Origin of the sequence: Streptomyces eurocidicus (genome assembly GCF_002891295.1) — a bacterium.
Lineage (GTDB): Bacteria > Actinomycetota > Actinomycetes > Streptomycetales > Streptomycetaceae > Streptomyces > Streptomyces eurocidicus.
The window spans coordinates 262,161-274,951 of sequence record NZ_LGUI01000005.1 but is presented as its reverse complement, the minus strand read 5'-3'; the positions used below and the strand labels follow the sequence as shown (position 1 = coordinate 274,951).

Genomic DNA, 12,791 nt, shown 5'->3' with positions numbered 1-12,791 from the left:
CACCGCCGCACGCCGTCCCCATCGCCGCGGACGCGCCCCTCCCCTCCGCAGTGCCCCTTGCACCGCCGCCTTGTCGCCACAGCGTCGCCGTCGCCGACCCCTGACGCATACCCGCAGCTCAATGCGGGTGTCATCGGGGTCGCGCCCACGCTTTCCCGCGCCCTGAGAGCCACCCCGAAGGACATACCGCCATGGCTGCCACCTCGGAACTCCCCCAGCCTTCGGCCGGGGGTGCCCCCGCCAGCACCACCGCCGCCGCCCGCCGGAAGACGGGCCGCCACCGCGGCGAAGGCCAGTGGGCCGTAGGCCACTTCACCCCGCTCAACGGGAACGAGCAGTTCAAGAAGGACGACGACGGTCTCAATGTGCGGACACGCATTGAGACGATTTACTCCAAGTCCGGCTTCGACTCCATCGACCCCAGCGATCTGCGCGGCCGGATGCGCTGGTGGGGCCTCTACACCCAGCGCAAGCCCGGGATCGACGGCGGCAAGACCGCGATCCTCGCGCCGGAGGAGCTGGACGACAAGTACTTCATGCTGCGGGTGCGGGTCGACGGCGGGCGGCTGAGCGTCGCCCAGCTGCGGGCCATCGGCGAGGTGTCGCAGAGCTACGCGCGGGGCACCGCCGACATCACCGACCGGCAGAACATCCAGTTGCACTGGGTGCGGATCGAGGACGTGCCCGCGATCTGGGAGAAGCTGGAGGCGGTCGGGCTCTCGACCACCGAGGCGTGCGGCGACTGCCCGCGCGTGATCATCGGCTCGCCCGTCGCCGGGATAGCGGCGGACGAGATCATCGACGGCACACCGGCCGTGGACGAGATCCACGACCGCTACATCGGCAGCAAGGAATTCTCCAACCTGCCGCGGAAGTTCAAGACCGCGATCTCCGGCTCACCCGTCCAGGACGTGGTCCACGAGATCAACGACATCGCCTTCGTGGGCGTGCGCCACCCCGAGCACGGGCCCGGCTTCGACGTCTGGGTCGGCGGCGGCCTGTCCACCAACCCCCGCCTCGCCGAGCGCCTCGGCACCTGGGTGCCGCTGGACGAGGTCGCGGACGTCTGGGCCGGTGTCGTCGGGATCTTCCGCGACTACGGCTACCGGCGGCTGCGCACCCGCGCCCGGCTGAAGTTCCTGATGGCGGACTGGGGTCCGGCGAAGTTCCGGCAGGTCCTGGAGGACGAGTACCTGGGGCGCAAGCTCCTCGACGGACCCGCGCCCGAGGAGCCCAGCTCGCGCTGGCGCGACCACGTCGGCGTGCACGAGCAGCGCGACGGCCGCTTCTACGTGGGCTTCGCCCCGCGCGTCGGCCGTGTCGACGGCGCCACCCTCACCAAGATCGCGGAGCTGGCCGCCGCACACGGCAGCGACCGGCTCCGTACCACCGTCGAGCAGAAGATGATCATCCTCGACGTGCCGGCCGACCGGGTCGAGTCGCTGGTCGCGGGGCTGGAGGCGCTCGACTTCCAGGTCCGGCCGTCGCCGTTCCGGCGGTCCACGATGGCCTGCACCGGAATCGAGTTCTGCAAGCTGGCCATCGTGGAGACCAAGGCCCGGGGCGCCTCGCTGATCGACGAACTGGAACGCCGGATGCCGGACTTCGAGGAGCCCGTCAGCATCAACATCAACGGCTGCCCCAACGCCTGCGCCCGGATCCAGACCGCCGACATCGGCCTCAAGGGCCAGCTGGTGCTGGACGCCGAGGGCCGCCAGGTCGAGGGCTACCAGGTGCACCTCGGCGGCGCGCTGGGCCTCCAGGCCGGCTTCGGCCGCAAGGTCCGCGGCCTCAAGGTCACCGCCGCCGAGCTCCCCGACTACGTCGAGCGGGTGCTGACCCGCTTCGACGCGCAGCGGCGGGACGACGAGCGGTTCGCGGTCTGGGCCGCGCGTGCCACGGAGGCCGATCTCTCATGAGCGAGCGAGCCGCCCCCTTCTTCTGCCCGTACTGCGGGGACGAGGACCTGCGACCCTCCGAGGAGGGCCACGGCGCCTGGGAATGCGGCGGGTGCAACCGCGCGTTCCGGCTCTCGTTCCTCGGACTGCTGTCCCGAGGGCTGACCAAGGGAGCCCCCCATGACCGACCTTGAGATACTCGCCGAGCGCGCGGGCCGTGAGCTGGAGGACGCCCCGGCGCTCGACATCCTCGACTGGGCCGCACGGACCTTCGGGCCGCGGTTCTGCGTCACCTCCTCCATGGAGGACGCCGTCGTCGCCCACCTCGCGTCCCGTGCCGTCCCCGGCGTGGACGTGCTGTTCCTCGACACCGGCTACCACTTCCCGGAGACCATCGGCACCAGGGACGCGGTCGCGGCCGTGATGGACGTCAGCGTCCTCACCCTCACCCCGCGCCGCAGCGTCGCCGAACAGGACGCCGAACACGGGCCGCGCCTCCACGACCGGGACCCGGACCTGTGCTGCGCGCTGCGGAAGGTCGAGCCGCTCACGGCCGGCCTGGCCGCGTACGACGCGTGGGCGACCGGGCTGCGCCGCGACGAGTCGCCGACCCGGGCCGGCACCCCGGTCGTCGGCTGGGACGCCCGGCGGGGGAAGGTCAAGATCTCGCCGATCGCCCGCTGGACGCGGGACGACGTGGACGCGTACGTCGCCGAACACGGAGTCCTCACCAACCCGTTGCTGATGGACGGCTACGCCTCCGTCGGCTGCGCGCCCTGCACCCACCGGGTCGCGGAGGGCGAGGACAGCCGCGCGGGCCGCTGGGCAGGGAGCGCCAAGACGGAGTGCGGGCTGCACGGATGACCGCACAGGGGAGCAGGGAGCGAGCGATGAGCGGGGCCACCATCTGGCTGACCGGGCTGCCGAGCGCGGGGAAGACCACCCTCGCGCGGGCGCTGGCCGAGCGGCTGCGCGGCGAGGGGCGGCGGGTGGAGGTGCTGGACGGTGACGAGATCCGTGAGTTCCTCTCGGCCGGTCTGGGTTTCTCCCGCGCGGACCGCGACACCAACGTGCGGCGGATCGGCTTCGTCGCCGAGTTGCTCGCCCGCCACGGGGTGGCCGTCCTCGTGCCGGTGATCGCGCCCTACGCAGACGCCCGGGAGGCGGTCCGCAAGCACCACCAGGAGCACGGCACCGGATATCTGGAGGTGCACGTGGCGACGCCCGTGGAGGTCTGTTCGGTGCGGGACGTGAAGGGCCTGTACGCGAAGCAGGCCGCGGGCGAGATCTCCGGGCTCACCGGGGTCGACGACCCGTACGAGGAGCCGGTGTCGCCGGATCTGCGGATCGAGGCGCACGGGACGAGCGTGACGGAGTCGGCGGCCGTGGTGCACCGGCTGCTGGTGGAGAGGGGACTGGCATGAGCGGGAGCGGGTGGGCGCTGTCGCACCTGGACGCGCTGGAGTCGGAGGCGGTGCACGTCTTCCGTGAGGTGGCCGGGGAGTTCGAACGGCCGGTGATCCTCTTCTCCGGTGGCAAGGACTCCATCGTCATGCTGCATCTGGCGCTGAAGGCGTTCGCACCCGCGACCGTGCCCTTCGCCCTGCTGCACGTGGACACCGGGCACAACTTCCCCGAGGTCCTCGCCTACCGGGACCGGGTGGTAGCTGAACACGGGCTGCGCCTCGAAGTGGCGTCGGTGCAGGAATTCATCGACACGGGGCGGTTGCGGGAACGCCCGGACGGCACCCGTAACCCGTTGCAGACACCACCCCTTCTCGACGCCATCGAACGCCACCGTTTCGACGCGGTGTTCGGCGGCGGGCGCAGGGACGAGGAGAAAGCGCGGGCGAAGGAGCGCGTGTTCTCCTTGCGGGATGAATTCGGCGGCTGGGACCCGCGCCGCCAGCGCCCCGAGCTCTGGCAGCTCTACAACGGACGCCACGCCCCCGGCGAACACGTCCGCGTCTTTCCCCTGTCGAACTTCACCGAGCTCGACGTGTGGCAGTACATCGCCCGCGAGAAGATCGAACTGCCCTCCATCTACTACGCCCACGAACGCGAGGTCTTCCACCGCGCCGGAATGTGGCTGGCCCCCGGCGACTGGGGCGGCCCCAGGGAAGGCGAGCGGACGGAGAGACGACTGGTGCGCTACCGCACCGTCGGCGATATGTCCTGCACCGGCGCCGTCGACTCCGACGCGCTGACCATCGAGGCCGTCATCGCCGAGATCGCCGCGTCCCGCCTGACCGAGCGCGGGGCCACCCGCGCCGACGACAAGCTGTCGGAAGCGGCCATGGAAGACCGCAAGCGCGAGGGGTACTTCTAACCATGACCACCACGACCCTCCTGCGTTTCGCGACCGCCGGTTCCGTCGACGACGGGAAGTCCACCCTGGTCGGCCGGCTGCTGCACGACTCCAAGTCGGTGCTGGCCGATCAGCTGGAGGCCGTCGCGCACGCCTCCCGCAACCGCGGCCAGGAAGCACCCGACCTGGCACTGCTCACCGACGGACTGCGGGCGGAACGGGAACAGGGCATCACCATCGACGTGGCCTACCGCTACTTCGCCACCCCCCGCCGCCGCTTCATCCTGGCCGACACCCCCGGACACGTGCAGTACACCCGCAACATGGTCACCGGCGCCTCCACCGCCCAGCTCGCCATCGTCCTCGTCGACGCCCGCAACGGCGTCGTCGAACAGACCCGCCGCCACGCCGCCGTCGCCGCCCTCCTGCGCGTCCCCCACCTCGTCCTCGCCGTCAACAAGATGGACCTCGTCGGCTACACCGAGAACACCTTCGCCGCCATAGCCGACCAGTTCACCGCCTACGCCGCCTCCCTCGGCATCCCCGACGTCACCGCCATCCCCATCTCGGCCCTGGCCGGCGACAACGTGGTGGAAGCGTCCTCGCACATGGAGTGGTACGGCGGCCCGACCGTGCTGGAGCACCTGGAGGGAGCGCAGGTCGCCACCGACCCGGCAGCGGAGACCGCCCGCTTCCCCGTCCAGTACGTCATCCGCCCCCAGACCCCCGCCCACCCCGACTACCGCGGCTACGCCGGCCAGATCGCCTCCGGGGTCCTCACCGTCGGCGACGAGGTCACCGTCCTGCCCTCCGGCCGCACCAGCACCATCACCGGCATCGACGCGCTCGGTGAAGCCGTCGACGAGGCATGGGCCCCGCAGTCGGTGACGGTCAGTCTCGCCGACGACCTGGACGTCTCGCGCGGCGACCTGATCGCGCCGACCACCACCGCACCCGTACCCACCCAGGACGTCCAGGCCACCGTCTGCCACGTCGCCGACAAACCCCTGCGCGTGGGCGACCGCGTCCTGCTCAAACACACCACCCGCACCATGAAAGCCATCGTCAAGGACATCCCCTCCCGGCTGACCCTCGACGACCTCTCCCACCACCCCCACCCCGGCGAACTGACCGCCAACGACATCGGCGAAGTGACCCTGCGCACCGCCGAACCTCTTGCCCTCGACCCCTACGGTCACTCCCGCCGTACTGGTTCCTTCCTCCTCATCGACCCCACCGACGGCACCACCCTGACCGCCGGCATGGCGGGCACCGCCTTCGCCGCTTCCCTCACGAGGTGACTTCCCGCATGGCTCCTACGCCGCGCCCGCAGCGCTGGCTGCTGCGCAAACCCAAGGGAGACGCGCCCACCCGGCTCTTCTGCTTCCCGTACTCCGGTGTGGGGGCGTCGATGTACAACCGTTGGCCCAAGCGGATCGGCCCCGCCGAGGTGTGCCTGATCCAGCTGCCGGGCCGGGAGAACCGCCTGCGCGACCCGCACTACGTCACATACGAGCAGCTCGCCGGGCCGCTCGTGGAGGCGCTGCTGCCCTATCTGGACCGGCCGTTCGCGTTCTTCGGGCACTGCGGCGGCGCCCTGCCGGGCTTCGCCACCGCCCTCCACCTGATGCGGGAGGGGCTGCCGACCCCGTCCGCGCTCTTCGTCTCCTCGCAGGTCGCCCCGCACGACGGCCCCTTCGGCCGGTTCCTCGGCATGACGGACGACGAGCTGGCCGTCGAGCTGGGCGAGCTGACCCGGGCCATGGGCGGCACACCGCACCCCGGCCTGATCGACATGAGCCTCGGGGTGCTGCGGGCCGACGTGGACGCCAACCGTGCCTACCACCTGGCCGAGCCGGTCCGGCTGCCCTCCGTGGTGCACACCATCGGCTGGGACGCCGACAGGGAGATCAGGCCGGACCAGATGGGCGGCTGGGAGAAGTACGCCGAGCCCGGCCGGTTCGGCTCGACGGTCCTCCAAGGGGAGCACTACGCGTTCCTCGGCGCCCCCGACCACCTGATCGACGTGCTCGCCACCGGTATGCGACGGGCGCAGGAGGAGCACGACGACAAGGAAGGGGGCGGCGTGGATGGACCTCGCACCGACGCCTGAGCAGCGGGCCTACCGCGACGAGGTGCGGGCGCTGCTCGACACCGACGAGGTGCGCGCCGAGACCGCCGCGGTCCGCACCCGCCCCGGCACCGAGGGCGGCCTCCTGGACATCTACCGCAGGCTGGGGGAGCGCGGGCTGCTGGCGCCCAACTGGCCGCGCGAGTACGGCGGGAGCGGGCTCGGCATCGCCGAGAAGGCGATCCTCACGGAAGAGCTGATCGCCCACGGTGTGCCCGACATCGCGCACACCCTCAGCGTCGACATCGTCGGCCTGGCCCTGCTGCTGTACGGCACCGACCGGCAGAAGTCACGGCTGCTGCCGCCGATCGCGCGGGGCGAGAGCGTAGCCGGGGTGCTGTTCAGCGAGCCGGAGGCCGGGTCCGACCTCGGCGCCCTGCGGACCAGGGCGGAGCGGGACGGCGACGGCTGGCGGCTGTCCGGCCGGAAGGTCTACAGCGCCAAGACCCAACTGGCGGACTTCGCGCTGTGCGCCGCGCGGACGACGGAGTCGGAGGTCCCGTTCCACGGGATCACCGTCTTCCTGGTGCCCCTGCGCCCCCCGGGCGTCGCCGTGGAGCCGCTGTGGAACATCGGTGACGAGCGCTTCAACGAGGTGACGCTCTCCGGGATCCGGGTCACCGAGGAGGACGTGCTCGGCACCGTCGACGACGGCTGGGGCGTCATCGGCGAGATCCTCGGCCTGGAGCGCACCGGCATCGAGTTCCAGGCCAAGGCGCGCCGCTGGCTGGACGCCGCCCTGGAGCGGACCGGTGCGGAAGGGCTCGCCCCGGCCGAGGCCGACCGGCTGGTGGCCCTCGACGCCGACGTACGCGCCGCCCGGCTGCTGGCGTGGCGGTGCGTGGACGACCTCCACGCCGGGCGGAGCGACGAGGTGCGCTCGGCGATGGCCAAGTACTGGGCGGGGGAGACGGGCCGCGAGGTCGCTCTCGCCGCGTCCGGGGCGGCCGGCCTGGACGCCCTGCTCGCCGGGGACGACGAGGAGAGCCTGGGGCACGGGGTATTGGAGGCGGCCTGCCGGGAAGCCCCCGGACTGACCCTGGCCTCGGGGACGTCCGAGGTCATGCTGACCGTCATCGCCTCCGCCGGCCTCGGCCTCCTCGCCTGAGCCGGCCGGGCGTCCAGGGGGGCTTTCGAGCACCCCGGGACCCTTGAGCGCCGCGAACGCCGCACCGAGCCCAGCCACCGAGAGAAACCGGAGAGACCGGACCGCCATGGACGTCACACTCGCCGCGGAGCACCAGGAACTGCGCGAGCAGGTCACCGAGATCCTGGGTGACGAGCTCGCCCCGCTCATCCGCCGCATGGCCGACCGCCCGCGCCACGGCGCCGCGCCCGACGACGCCGAGATCCGCGCGCTGGTCTGGCAGGCGCTGACCGGGATGGGCGCCCTGGGTCTCAACCAGTCGCCCGCCCCCGGCGACCGCCGTGGCCTGCGCGGCCTCGCCGTACTGGCCGAACGCCTGGGTGAGGTTCTCTACCAGGGGCCGCTGCTGGACACGGTGCTCGCCTCGGAGGCCCTGCTGCGCTGCGCTCCGGACCCCGGGCGCGAGCGTCTCCTCAAGGAGATCGCCGAGGGCGCGTCCGTGGCCGCCGCGGTGCGCGACGGAGGCGTTCGCCCGTACGACGCCCCGCTCGCGGCCGGTGCGACGGGGGACACCGTCGGTGCGGAGCGGCGTTTCGTCGGCTTCGCGGCGGAGGCCGACTGGCTGCTGGTCCCGGGCCGGACCGCCGACGGCGTCCACCGGACGGCCCTGGTACGGCGCGACCAGCCCGGCGTCCACCTGCGCAGACACGAGGAACTGGGCCGCGGCGAGCTGTACGCGGTGCGGCTGGCCGACGCCCCGGTCACCTTCTGGCTCACCCCGGAGGGCGACGCGGAGACGGCCTGGCACGAGCTGATCGCCTCCGCCCGTACCCTCCAGGCGGCCTATCTGGTCGGGCTCGCCCGGGGCGCCCTACGGCTCGGCGCCGACCGGCTCAAGGAGCGTCGGCAGTTCGGCGGCGCCCTGGCGAAGCAGCAGGCGCCGGCCTTCCAGCTGGCCCGCCTGGCCACCCGTGTCGACGCCGCCCACCTGCTCACCCAGCAGGCCGCCTGGGAGGGCGACACCGGCCGCGACCACCGCCTGACGGCCGGTCAGGCCCTGGCCATGGCCGCCACCCTGGCCCAGGACACGGGCCGGGACGTACTCCACCTGCACGGCGCCCACGGCATGACGGACGCCAGCGACGCCCAGCTGTTCTACCGCCGCGCGACGGTGGAGTCACGGGTGCTCGGTTCACCGGCACGGGTACGGGCCGACGTCATGCCGCTGCTGTGGGAACGGGGTCCGGCGGACTGAGCGGCGCCGGTCCCGTCCCTCGCGGCTCAGGCCCGGTGGGCGGCCGCGCCGACACGGTGCGTACGCGCGGCGTCCGGTAGGAGGGCGGTGAGCGGAGCTGTGGGTTCCACCCTCAGTTCGAGGCGGAGCAGCCGTGCGTAGGCACGGTACTGGCGGACCGCCTCGGAGAGGTTGCCCTCGGCGATGTGCGCCTCGATCAGCACCCGCTGCGCGGTCTCGCGCAGCGGGTCGGCCGAGACGGCGCTCAGCCCGGCCTCGATGGCCGACGCATGGTCCCGGAGCTCGGTGAGCCTCCGGCACAGCGCCTCCAGGGCGTGCAGGCGGATCTGCCGGTACCGCTCCCGCTCGACCACCACCCACTCGTCCAGCCGCTCCGGCAGCAGGTCGTGGACGAGCGCCGGGAGCCGGCATCCCCGGGGATGCTCACCGGCCTCCAGCAGCCGGGTCCACCGGACCGACTCGTGCGGGTCCACCGACACGGAAGAGCACAGGCCCAGTTGCGCGCCGTGGCCCGTGGCCCGTGGCCCGTGGCCCGTGGCCCGTGGCCCGTGGCCCGTGGCCCGTGACCAGGTCCGGGGCGGCCCGCCGCATCTGCCAGAGCGTGGTGCGCAGCGCGGCGGCCGACCGGTCGCCGGGCAGGTCCGCCCACAGCCGGCCGGCGACGACGGCGCGGTGCTGCGGCCGGTCGGACAGGGCGAGGAACGCCGGCAGCCGCTGTGCCCCCGCCGGCAGCCGCAGCCGCCGGCCGTGCCTGCTGAGCTCGAAGGCGGGCAGCAGCAGAAGCCGGAGCCCGGTGGCCGCCGTGTCGTCTCCGGGGCGTCGGTCGTTCTCGGACATGCATCCCCACGGGTCGAGACGCACCGCAGCGGCGCCGAGGTCGGGTGGTTCCGGCGTCAGTATCACCCCGGCGCCTTCGCCCACCATCGCCATGGGCGAGCTGCGCCAGTTCTGGGTCAAGCGCTCGGACCTCGCCCGTGACTCCCGAGGCCGTCACCGCCTGCGCCCGTGGCACGGCCTCGGCGCCGCCCCCGAGCAGCTACTTCCAGCGGCCGGTGCCGCCGGAGTGACGGCCGCGCCGTCGCCGCGTCGACGCCGGTGTCCGCGTGGGCGGCCGCCGTCGCAGTCATCCGCTATAGCGGATGCCTTGACGGGTTTTGGTCCGCTGAGTAACGTTGCCGACGCTGGGGCCACTTGGCCGGTGCGGGCGGTCGCCGCCGTCCGTGCGCACATTTACGCGGCTGGTACGGGGGTGCAGCCGCGTGAGTGTGGCAGTAGGGGGCACGCGCACATGCCGGGAGGCGCCCGCACCACCTGTGCGGGGCCGCCCCGGTGCGGTGCGGGTGGCCGTCCCCCGCCGCGCTGTCCCCGTTGTGAAGTCGTTCCTGCTTTCTTTCTTCCCACCTTCCCCCGTGGCCACACTGCTCCACCCTGCGCACAGCCCGTCCGGCCGCCGATCCCTCAACGGCGGTGCCGGTCGGGGCGTTCTCCCGCACCGGAATACCGCCGGCACATCAGAGATGGGTGAAGATGCTCAAGGAAGCCGCACCGGTTCACGCACTCGCGACACCCGTAGCACCCGTTTCGACGGCGGTGCCTGAGGCGGTCGTGGCAGGTGTGTCGTACGCCCGTCACCGAGCCGCGGTCCCGCCGGGCCCCGTGACAACCGCCGCCTTCCGTAACCCTCCTGCCCCGGCATCCGTCGCTTCCGGCTCCGGACGGGTATCCGCCGTGGTCGACGTCCGCGGGCCGGCGGCGGCGCTGGGGGAGTACGCGTTGCGGGTCTACGCGTGCGCGCTCGAGCGGTCTTCGGTGACGGTGGAGGAGGCGGCCGAGGAGCTCGGTCTGCCGCCCGCTCGGGTCGCACGGGCGGTGGCGGAACTGCGGGAGTTGCGGTTGCTGGTGGGAGCGGCCGGTTCGGGGGGCGGCTTCACCGCCGTGGGACCGGAGGTGGCGCGCCGGGAACTGACGGTGCCGTTGCAGCGGACGATCGAGGACGCCCACCGTGAACTGGCCGGTGTCCATGAGCGACTGGCGTCCTTCACCGCCGCCCTCCACTCCTCCCGCCGTACCGCGCGGCCGTCCGCCCCGGCGGGCACCCCGGTCGCCGACCCGCTGCTCGCCGGGGTGCCGTCCGCGGAGGACGGCCCCGTCCGGGCCGCCGTGTACGACGGCGCCTTCCCGCCCGGTGCCACGGAAGGGGGAGCCGGTCTGCGCCAGGAGCGGCTGCGGCTGGCGAACCTGGCGGGCGGCTGCCGGTTCGAGATCCTGGTGATGCTCTCGGCCCAGGAGGTGTCCCGGCAGGACCCCTTCCTCCTCGAACTGCTCCGGGAGCCGCTCCGGAACAAGGTCCGTACCCGGGTCCTGTGCCCGCACACGCTGCGCGCGGACGCCGCCGCGCGTTCGGTGCTGGCGCGTCTCGTCCAGGACGGCGCCCAAGTGCGCACGTGCACCGAGGCGTTCGACCCCGTGGTCATCTTCGACGGGCAGGCGGTCTTCCTCCCCGCCGGGGACGGACAGGGCGCGGACGGCGGCGCCTTCGCCTATGAACAGCGCCTGGTCGCGTTCCTCGGCAGGATGTTCGAGCGTTTGTGGGAGCCGGCCGGCCCGGTCGAGGGCGCGGCGCCCGGATACGGGGACACGCTGGGCGACCTGAGGGCGACGATCCTGCAGCTGCTGGCCTCGGGCCTCAAGGACGAAGTGATCGCCCGCAGGGTGGGCATGTCGTCGCGCACCTTCCGCCGGCATCTGGCCGCCCTCATGCAGGAACTGGGCGCGGGGAGCCGTTTCCAGGCGGGCGTACGCGCCGCCCGCCTCGGCCTGGTGAGCTGAGCCTTCCGGCACCCCACCTCTCGTACCTTCCTCTCACCCCCCACACCTGGGGCCCGTCCCGGCGTCATCTCCGGGCCGGGCCCCAGGCATTTCGGTGCCGCGCGACCGGCATGGTCGGTCGCGCGTGGTGCACGGCGCCGAGATCCGTTTTGGGACGAGTGGGGAAATGATGGCTGATGATCGACTCCCGGTATGCCGTCATGATCCGTACATTCGGGCTATTCGACGCCAACTAGGGAGGACTGAGATGGCTATGAGGCACGGGTTACGGCGACGGGCTGTTGTGGCGATGGCGGTGGCATCGGGGGTGCTGGGGGGCGTCCTGCCGATGGGGCAGGCGTTCGCGGCTCCTGCGGGTGGGAAGACCACCCTGACGTTCAGTGAGGCGAAGACCACGCAAATGAAGGTCCCGGCCGGCGTCACGAAGATCGTGATGACGGCCGTGGGTCCCGGGGGCGGCGGCGGGGGCGGGGGTGCCGGGCTGGACACCGCTGCTCCGGGCACACCCGATGCGGCCATGTTCGGCGGCGGGGGCGGTGCGGGCGGCGCTGCCGGCGGCTACTTCCAGTGCACCCTGAACGTCACCCCCGGTGAGACCCTGTCGATCGACGTCGCCGGTGGTGGCGCGGGTGGCGCGGGCGGCACTCTGGTCTGGTTCAGTCCGACCGACGGCGAAGCCGGCGGGGACAAGGGCGGGTCCACGGTTCACTTCCCGAACGGGCAGCAGACGGCCGGGGCTCCGCGTGGGGCGGGCGGTGCCGCCGGTATCCGGGGGCAGTTGGATGTCGGGCCGGGAGCCGGGGGCGTGGGAACCGATGTCACCAGTGGTCTCGGCAAGGGCCGGTGCGTCGGCGAGCCCACGTCGAGGCCGGGGGCCGCTTCGGCTTCCGGCCTGGTCGGGACCAGGGTGGCGGGCGGTGCGGGAGGCGCGGGCGCGCGACCGTACGCCGTGCCGTCGACCTGCCCGGCCGGGGCGGGCCGTGGCGGGGACGGTGGCCAGGGCGGTGGGGACATCATCACTCCCCCGATTCCCCCGGGGCACTTCAGCCGTCTCAAGGGCCAGCCCGGCCAGGCCGGGAACCCGGGCTGTGTGGTCCTGACGTACTGACGGCGGCGGGCGGCGGTCCCACCGCCGCCCCTGTCGGGGGACAGCCGACGGAGAGGCCGGTGCGGCTCGCCCTGCCGCGGCGACCGGGGCACCCCGCTCTTCCCGCCTTCGAGTCGCTGGACGGCGGCGCGCAGTCCGGCAGAGCGCTGGTGCGCCACGTGCTGTCCACGCACCT

The 12,791-nt window shown here is 72.9% G+C and carries 13 protein-coding genes; 11 read left to right on the top strand and 2 right to left on the bottom strand.

Annotation, left to right across the window (positions count from 1 at the left end):
* Nucleotides 1-191: 191 nt before the first annotated feature.
* The 9 genes from AF335_RS18155 (at nt 192) to AF335_RS18120 (ending at nt 8,679) form a co-directional block, all read left to right on the top strand.
* The gene (locus AF335_RS18155) at nt 192-1,919 is read left to right on the top strand and encodes a nitrite/sulfite reductase (protein WP_102919444.1); all 1,728 of its coding nucleotides are present in this window, start codon (nt 192-194) and stop codon (nt 1,917-1,919) included.
* On the top strand, nt 1,916-2,092 hold the full coding sequence (locus AF335_RS34720) for a hypothetical protein (RefSeq protein ID WP_170127741.1): 177 nt from the start codon (nt 1,916-1,918) through the stop codon (nt 2,090-2,092). Before AF335_RS18155 ends, AF335_RS34720 begins: the two co-directional genes overlap by 4 nt.
* On the top strand, nt 2,079-2,762 hold the full coding sequence (locus AF335_RS18150) for a phosphoadenylyl-sulfate reductase (protein WP_102919443.1): 684 nt from the start codon (nt 2,079-2,081) through the stop codon (nt 2,760-2,762). The genes AF335_RS34720 and AF335_RS18150 overlap by 14 nt, the downstream gene beginning before the upstream one ends.
* A 26-nt stretch (nt 2,763-2,788) precedes the next feature.
* Entirely contained in the window at nt 2,789-3,322 is a 534-nt protein-coding gene (gene cysC / locus AF335_RS18145; protein WP_102919442.1) for an adenylyl-sulfate kinase, read from the top strand.
* A complete protein-coding gene (cysD, locus tag AF335_RS18140; RefSeq protein WP_102919441.1) occupies nt 3,319-4,227 on the top strand; it encodes a sulfate adenylyltransferase subunit CysD in 909 nt (302 codons plus the stop codon). Before cysC ends, cysD begins: the two co-directional genes overlap by 4 nt.
* Nucleotides 4,228-4,229: 2 nt before the next feature.
* Nucleotides 4,230-5,507, top strand: coding sequence for a sulfate adenylyltransferase subunit 1 (locus AF335_RS18135; protein WP_102919440.1), 1,278 nt, complete (start codon nt 4,230-4,232; stop codon nt 5,505-5,507).
* A gap of 8 nt (nt 5,508-5,515) precedes the next feature.
* Complete coding sequence (locus AF335_RS18130; protein WP_102919439.1) at nt 5,516-6,319, top strand: thioesterase II family protein; 804 nt, start codon at nt 5,516-5,518, stop codon at nt 6,317-6,319.
* Nucleotides 6,297-7,445 carry an acyl-CoA dehydrogenase family protein gene (locus AF335_RS18125; RefSeq protein ID WP_102919438.1) on the top strand — a complete coding sequence of 383 codons (1,149 nt, stop codon included), beginning with the start codon at nt 6,297-6,299 and terminating at the stop codon, nt 7,443-7,445. The genes AF335_RS18130 and AF335_RS18125 overlap by 23 nt, the downstream gene beginning before the upstream one ends.
* A 106-nt stretch (nt 7,446-7,551) precedes the next feature.
* On the top strand, nt 7,552-8,679 hold the full coding sequence (locus AF335_RS18120) for an acyl-CoA dehydrogenase family protein (RefSeq protein ID WP_102919437.1): 1,128 nt from the start codon (nt 7,552-7,554) through the stop codon (nt 8,677-8,679).
* A 26-nt stretch (nt 8,680-8,705) separates the two neighbouring features.
* Here AF335_RS18120 and AF335_RS34715 read toward each other — a convergent pair whose 3' ends face one another.
* Nucleotides 8,706-9,152 carry an AfsR/SARP family transcriptional regulator gene (locus AF335_RS34715; protein ID WP_170127740.1) on the bottom strand — a complete coding sequence of 149 codons (447 nt, stop codon included), beginning with the start codon at nt 9,150-9,152 and terminating at the stop codon, nt 8,706-8,708.
* Complete coding sequence (locus AF335_RS34710) at nt 9,103-9,636, bottom strand: AfsR/SARP family transcriptional regulator (protein WP_170127739.1); 534 nt, start codon at nt 9,634-9,636, stop codon at nt 9,103-9,105. Before AF335_RS34710 ends, AF335_RS34715 begins: the two co-directional genes overlap by 50 nt.
* 771 nt (nt 9,637-10,407) lie before the next feature.
* Here AF335_RS34710 and AF335_RS36230 point away from each other — a divergent pair.
* The gene (locus tag AF335_RS36230; RefSeq protein WP_102919435.1) at nt 10,408-11,508 is read left to right on the top strand and encodes a helix-turn-helix domain-containing protein; all 1,101 of its coding nucleotides are present in this window, start codon (nt 10,408-10,410) and stop codon (nt 11,506-11,508) included.
* A 247-nt stretch (nt 11,509-11,755) separates the two neighbouring features.
* On the top strand, nt 11,756-12,616 hold the full coding sequence (locus tag AF335_RS18105) for a hypothetical protein (RefSeq protein WP_102919434.1): 861 nt from the start codon (nt 11,756-11,758) through the stop codon (nt 12,614-12,616).
* Nucleotides 12,617-12,791 lie beyond the last annotated feature (175 nt).

What these genes read in the sequence shown, in the direction of transcription:
- AF335_RS34720 (WP_170127741.1), top strand. Translation starts at nt 1,916, where the DNA reads ATGAGCGAGCGAGCCGCCCCCTTCTTCTGCCCGTACTGCGGGGACGAG.
- AF335_RS18155 (WP_102919444.1), top strand. Translation starts at nt 192, where the DNA reads ATGGCTGCCACCTCGGAACTCCCCCAGCCTTCGGCCGGGGGTGCCCCC.
- AF335_RS18125 (WP_102919438.1), top strand. Translation starts at nt 6,297, where the DNA reads ATGGACCTCGCACCGACGCCTGAGCAGCGGGCCTACCGCGACGAGGTG.
- AF335_RS18150 (WP_102919443.1), top strand. Translation starts at nt 2,079, where the DNA reads ATGACCGACCTTGAGATACTCGCCGAGCGCGCGGGCCGTGAGCTGGAG.
- AF335_RS18130 (WP_102919439.1), top strand. Translation starts at nt 5,516, where the DNA reads ATGGCTCCTACGCCGCGCCCGCAGCGCTGGCTGCTGCGCAAACCCAAG.
- AF335_RS18135 (WP_102919440.1), top strand. Translation starts at nt 4,230, where the DNA reads ATGACCACCACGACCCTCCTGCGTTTCGCGACCGCCGGTTCCGTCGAC.
- AF335_RS18120 (WP_102919437.1), top strand. Translation starts at nt 7,552, where the DNA reads ATGGACGTCACACTCGCCGCGGAGCACCAGGAACTGCGCGAGCAGGTC.
- AF335_RS18105 (WP_102919434.1), top strand. Translation starts at nt 11,756, where the DNA reads ATGGCTATGAGGCACGGGTTACGGCGACGGGCTGTTGTGGCGATGGCG.
- cysD (WP_102919441.1), top strand. Translation starts at nt 3,319, where the DNA reads ATGAGCGGGAGCGGGTGGGCGCTGTCGCACCTGGACGCGCTGGAGTCG.
- cysC (WP_102919442.1), top strand. Translation starts at nt 2,789, where the DNA reads ATGAGCGGGGCCACCATCTGGCTGACCGGGCTGCCGAGCGCGGGGAAG.